Consider the following 1,891-nt stretch of genomic DNA (forward strand, 5'->3'; position numbering starts at 1 on the left):
AGCTTTAGTTGTATTTCCCTATCTTGCTGTTGCAATACTAATCGGGTTTACATTAAAAGAACAAACATCATCTTCAACTCTCATTACAGGAAATTGTATTACTTTTATTTTCGTACTCATTCGTCATTCTATCGTACGTATGCAAAACAATTCCTTAACAAAACGTTTGCAGGCATTTAATGCCCAATTAGAAGAAAAAGTTACTTTACGGACGTCTGATTTAGTTCATAAATCAGAGGCTCTTTCCCAAAAACAGCAAAAGTTTAAATCATTATATGAATATCATCCTGACCCTATCTTCACCATTGATTTAAATGGAATATTCTTAAATGTAAATAAGGCTGGGAGTGTACTACTTGGGGCACCAACAGATGAGTTACTAGGTGAAACTTGTTTTTCAATCATTTTAGATGAAGAGAAGCATAAGCTAGCAATGGCATTAGAAAAAGTGAAACAACAAGAATCGGCATTCTTACAACTTAGTTCTCAATATAAAGATGGCTTTACTTATTTTTTATACGTTACAATCATTCCTATTATAATAGACGGACAAATTTCAGGAAGCTATATTATGGTGAAAGATATTACTGCACTAAAAAAACAGCAAGAAGAAATAAAATATTTAGCATTCCATGACACTGTAACGAAAATTGGGAACCGTGCCTTTTTCCATAAGAAATTAAAGAGAGTTATAAAAAATGCTAAAATAACAGCAAGCGAGTTTGCATTATTATATTTAGATTTAGATCGCTTTAAAGCAATTAACGATACACTTGGACATTCATCAGGAGATTACATATTAGAAGAAGTAGCAAAGCGATTCCAATCATGTCTTCCATCACATACTCATCTTTCAAGAATCGGTGGCGATGAATTTACAATCATAATTGAAAGCTATACTGACGAAGATTACTTATTCCAATTATGTAACCAGTTATTTGAATGCATGAAAAAGTCATTTATCATACATGAGCATAAATTAACTTTATCACTGAGTATCGGCATCGCTATTTATCCACATTCCGGAATCGATACCGCTACACTTCTGAAAAACGCTAATGTTGCAATGTATGATGCAAAAGCAAAAGAGCTTAACTCTGTCTCTATTTATGACGATGTAATCGCTAAAAAAATTGAAAGACGATTACGATTAGAAAAAGATTTACCAAACGCACTACAAAATGAAGAATTGTTCCTTTTGTATCAACCTCAAGTTGATAGTGAATCTAATAAAATTATCGGTGCAGAAGCTTTAATTAGGTGGAATCATCCTGAATTAGGTATTATTTCTCCATACGAGTTTATTCCGATTGCAGAAGAAACACTACAAATTATTTCAATAGGTAAATGGACATTAGAGCAGGCTTGCAAGCAAATGAAACGTTGGCACGCACTCGGATATTCACATTTAAAAATAGGTGTAAATTTATCTGCTAAGGAATTTGAACAAGAGGATTTTGTAAAGTCTATTTCTTCTACTTTAACAAATACAGGTTTACCAGCAAGCTCTCTTGATCTTGAATTAACAGAGCGAATTGCAATGATGGATGAGCGAGAAACATTGATAAAACTGCGTACACTAAAAAGTTTAGGGATTCACATTTCTATCGACGATTTTGGTACAGGTTATTCTTCGCTAGCCTACTTACCTTTGTATCCAATTGATACGTTAAAAATCCCGAGAGAATTTATTACAATGTCTGAAACATGTGATGATGGAATGGAAATTATTAAAACGATCATCACATTAGCAAATACATTAGGAATGTCTGTCATTGCTGAAGGTGTAGAAACGAAAGAGCACGTAAATTTCCTTCAAAAAAATAAATGTCAGTTTATTCAAGGTTATTATTACAGTAAACCTATTCATATTCATGCATTTACTGAGCTA

Annotated in this window: 1 protein-coding gene; it reads left to right on the plus strand. The window is 32.7% G+C overall.

The genetic code is table 11. The annotated features are described in order from the left end of the window. A partial coding sequence (locus tag ACQGS6_RS27505) for an EAL domain-containing protein (protein ID WP_426965959.1) occupies positions 1-1,891 on the plus strand: 1,891 nt, incomplete at both ends.

Source organism: Bacillus sp. GMs2/2 (genome assembly GCF_050172095.1).
GTDB classification, from domain to species: domain Bacteria; phylum Bacillota; class Bacilli; order Bacillales; family Bacillaceae_G; genus Bacillus_A; species Bacillus_A cereus.